This is a genomic window from Nodosilinea sp. LEGE 07088, assembly GCF_015207395.1.
In the GTDB taxonomy this organism is placed as follows: domain Bacteria; phylum Cyanobacteriota; class Cyanobacteriia; order Phormidesmidales; family Phormidesmidaceae; genus Nodosilinea.
The window spans coordinates 1-3751 of the sequence record NZ_JADEWX010000301.1 but is presented as its reverse complement, the minus strand read 5'-3'; the positions used below and the strand labels follow the sequence as shown (position 1 = coordinate 3751).

The window sequence follows — 3751 nt, the reverse complement described above, 5'->3', positions numbered from 1 at the left end:
TGAAGGCGCAGGGAAACAGCAAAATGCCGGACCAGCCGATAAAGACAAAGCGATCGCGCTTGAGCCAGTCGTCGAGAATGTCAAACCATCCTCGCTGGGCTGGCGCGCGTCCCATTGCTATGGTCATGTCAAATCCTCTTTATATGACATCCAATCCATAAGGTCGCGGCTCTGTTGGATCCATGCCAGTTCTGAATTTGAACCGGGTCTGGCAGAGCAGGCCTCAAAGCAGGGGTTAATAACTACTAAGTATTCCAGATATTAGAGCCGGGGAGAAAAAATATTCCTAGCCCAGCAGCAATACCCCCGCCTGAATCGCACCAGCAGTCTCCGAGGCAAACCTCAAAGACCAGGTTTTATTTATGATAAGGAGTGTTCTAAATTTTTACAATCTGACATGTAACTTCTCAGGTTCGCTGGGGGAGGCATTTGGTAGTCTGGCCTAGCTCCAAAGGCACCGATGGCCCCTGGCTCTAGACCACAGCGACTAGACTAGTGAGGGCTCTTTCATATATAGAGTAAGGGTTACCCGCTGGCAGTGGGGCGATCGCCGTGGATGGGGCTGGCTAGGGTTGCTCCGGTAGTTTTTGTTGAGTTGTCTATACACATTGTCTGTTGATATCTATGACTGCTTCTACATCTTCGTCTTCAACTCAGCCCCAGACCTTGACCCGCACCGTGTTGGGGGCCCGGCGCCCGAGTAATTTCTTTTGGGCTACGGTGCTGACCTTTGGCGGGCTGGGGTTTGCTTTGGCTGGTGCCTCCAGCTATTTCAAGACCAACCTGTTGCCCTTTGCCGACCCGACTCAGCTCCTGTTTATTCCCCAGGGGATTGCGATGGGGTTTTACGGGGTGGCGGCTTTGGTGATGGGGACCTTTCTGTGGGTGGTGATTAGCCTGGATGTGGGCGGTGGCTACAACCAATTTGATAAAACCAGCAACCGTTTACAGATCGTGCGCAATGGCTTTTGGGGTGAAAATCGCCATATCGAAATTGAGCACCCCCTTCAGAACGTGACGGCCGTGCGGGTGGCGATTAAGGAAGGGCTGAACCCGAAGCGGGCGCTTTACCTGCGCATTCAGGGGCGACCCGATATCCCCCTGACCCGAGTAGGGCAGCCTATCCCATTGTCTGACTTAGAAAATCAGGGGGCTGAACTGGCCCGATTTTTGCAGGTGCCGCTGGAAGGGCTGTAGGCAAACCCTGGGTGGAAGCGCTTAGCCTGACTCCATTCTGCTGGGCGGCGGTTCCCCAGGGGCAATTCCTTGCGATACCATTGGGGGTCGGTTGAATTATTAGGATAGGACAGACTGATGGCTCTACCTATGCGTCCGTTTACTTTGGCCTTGGCCGCTCTGTTGACTCTGTGGCTAGGTGCTTGTGCTAACTCGGGTAGCTTGGACAGCGCTGTGGGTGAAGAACCCCCTGCTCCAGCCGTGGCGGAATTGGCCGCCGCCCCCTCCGGCCTTCCTGTGCTGGATGGCACAGCGACGGTAGAAATGGTGGTGAATGGTAGCTCTATTGTGATGGAGCTGGATGGAGCCAATGCGCCGATTACCGCTGGCAACTTTGTCGATCTGGTGAATCGCGGAGTGTACGACGGCCTGGTATTTCATCGGGTTGTGCGTGACCCGTCACCCTTTGTGGCCCAGGGCGGCGATCCCCAGAGTAAAGATCCGGCCGTGCCTGCTCAGCAACTTGGCACCGGCAGCTTTATCGACCCCGACACCGAGGCACCTCGCTATATTCCGCTGGAGATCAAACCGGCGGGAGCCGCAGAGCCAATTTACAGCAAAACCCTTGAGGAAGCCGGTATTACCGATGCCCCCGAGCTAACCCACACGCGCGGCGCCGTGGCCATGGCGCGATCGCAGGCGACCGACTCGGCCTCGGCCCAGTTTTATATCACCCTGGCGGATTTGCCCTTTTTAGACGGTGGCTACGCCGTATTTGGCTACGTCACCAGCGGCATGGAAACGGTAGATGCCATTCAGCAGGGCGATCGCATTGAGTCAGCGCGGGTGATTTCGGGCCTGGAGAATCTGAAGACTGAGTAGGCAAGACCTTAGGACTCAGGAGCTAGGAGGCCAGGATTCGGAAGTTCAGAAGGTAATGGTTTCGGGCCTGGGGCTGGTCACCGCTCTAGGACCTACTATGGAGACGACCTGGGAACGGCTGCTGGCAGGAAAGTCAGCCATCGTCCTGCGGCAACCCTTCCGGGAGTTGCCGCTACGGCCCATGGCACTGGTCGGACAGCAACCAGCTGATTTGCATGAGCTGCTGGAACCAGCGGTGGCCGCGGCGATCGCCGCGGCCCAACTCTCGCCCCCCCTGCCCGACTGTGGCGTGGTAATTGGCTCCAGCCGCAGCTTTCAGGGCCGCTGGGAGCAATTGGCCCAGGCAGCCGCCTGGGCTGAGCATGCCTGGCTAGACTCACTGCCCCACATGGGGGCGATATCGGTAGCCCGCCAAATTCAGGCTAATGGGCCGGTGCTGGCTCCCATGGCCGCCTGTGCCACGGGGCTAATGGCGATCTTTCAAGGCTATGAACTGGTGCGACGGGGGCAGTGCGATCGCGTTCTGGTCGGTGCGGTCGAAGCGCCGCTCACGCCGCTCACCCTGGCCGGGTTTGAGCAACTGGGGGCGCTGGCTACCACCGGCTGCTATCCCTTTGACCAACAACGAGAGGGATTAGTCCTGGGCGAAGGGGCGGCAGTGCTGGTGCTGGAGTCGGAGGCCGCCCTGATGGAACGAGGTGGCCCGCCGCCCTACGGCTGCATCCTCGGGGCGGGGTTTAGCGCCGATGCCTACCACCGCACTGCACCAGACCCAGCCCAGGTGGGCAGCCAGTTGGCTCTGAAGAATTGCCTGTACTACAGTGGCCTGAGTCCTGCTCAAGTGGGCTATGTTCATGCCCACGGCACGGGGACGCGGCTCAACGATGACCACGAGGTGCGGCTATTGACTGAGGGATTTTCTTCCCTGCCGTGGATGAGTTCAACTAAGGGAGCGACGGGCCATACCCTGGGGGCGTCGGGGGCCATCGGGGCAGCGGTTTGTCTGATGGCGCTACGCCACCAGGTACTGCCGCCCAATGTAGGATTTTGTGGCCAGAGCATCTACCCAAACCTGGTGACTGAGCCAACCCCCACCGCGCTCGAAGCAGCGCTGTGCCTGAGTTTCGGCTTTGGGGGCCAAAATGGAGTACTGGCTTTGGGGCGTTAGCGGGTGGATTTGTCGGGAAGCTAGGGAAGCCCGGTGGGCTGGGAGGCTAGTCCTAAGTCTCTGGAGTGGCCGCCGCCATCATTAACGGGGCACGATCGGCGGCGGCGCTTGCTTGAGCCAGCCATTCTGGACAAAGGTCGCGTAGGTCGTAGATTCTATCTCCCGCAGTTTGGCCTGGTGCTGCTGGCGAATCAAGGCTTCGATCTGGGGGTTGGCCGCCTGGAGAGTCGTCAACAATGGCCCATCTGGCCTAGGGATAGCTTACCGATAGGCCCCTAAAATCAAAGTTATCCAGCAACCGAAACCCACGATCGCCCTAGATTAGCCTGGGATGGCTAAACCTGAATCGTGCTAATGCTCAGTCGGCGAATGGGGTGAGTTGGGTAGATGAAGGGGGACTGGACAGTGGGAAGTTCTCTGTCCAGTGACGAGCCGCCAAGAAAAACGGACATGGGTTAAGTCAAACGACCCGTCATGCCCGAAACTGGCTGATATAGAACGTTTCAGCCAGCAATATTATGGAGC

The 3751-nt window shown here is 58.3% G+C and carries 4 protein-coding genes and 1 pseudogene; 3 read left to right on the top strand and 2 right to left on the bottom strand.

What is annotated here, in order from left to right:
* Positions 1-127 (bottom strand): annotated as a pseudogene (locus IQ254_RS30095) (photosystem II D2 protein (photosystem q(a) protein)); the annotation flags it as partial.
* A gap of 497 nt (positions 128-624) precedes the next feature.
* Between IQ254_RS30095 and IQ254_RS30090 the strand changes: the two are divergent.
* The 3 genes from IQ254_RS30090 (at position 625) to IQ254_RS30080 (ending at position 3226) form a co-directional block, all read left to right on the top strand.
* Entirely contained in the window at positions 625-1197 is a 573-nt protein-coding gene (locus IQ254_RS30090) for a photosystem I assembly protein Ycf4 (RefSeq protein WP_193969820.1), read from the top strand.
* 117 nt (positions 1198-1314) lie between these two features.
* Positions 1315-2058, top strand: coding sequence for a peptidylprolyl isomerase (locus IQ254_RS30085; protein WP_193969819.1), 744 nt, complete (start codon positions 1315-1317; stop codon positions 2056-2058).
* Positions 2059-2113: 55 nt separating this feature from the next.
* Positions 2114-3226 carry a beta-ketoacyl-ACP synthase gene (locus IQ254_RS30080; protein WP_193969818.1) on the top strand — a complete coding sequence of 371 codons (1113 nt, stop codon included), beginning with the start codon at positions 2114-2116 and terminating at the stop codon, positions 3224-3226.
* An 81-nt stretch (positions 3227-3307) separates the two neighbouring features.
* Here IQ254_RS30080 and IQ254_RS30075 read toward each other — a convergent pair whose 3' ends face one another.
* The gene (locus IQ254_RS30075; RefSeq protein WP_193969817.1) at positions 3308-3463 is read right to left on the bottom strand and encodes a hypothetical protein; all 156 of its coding nucleotides are present in this window, start codon (positions 3461-3463) and stop codon (positions 3308-3310) included.
* Between the last annotated feature and the right edge of the window lie 288 nt (positions 3464-3751).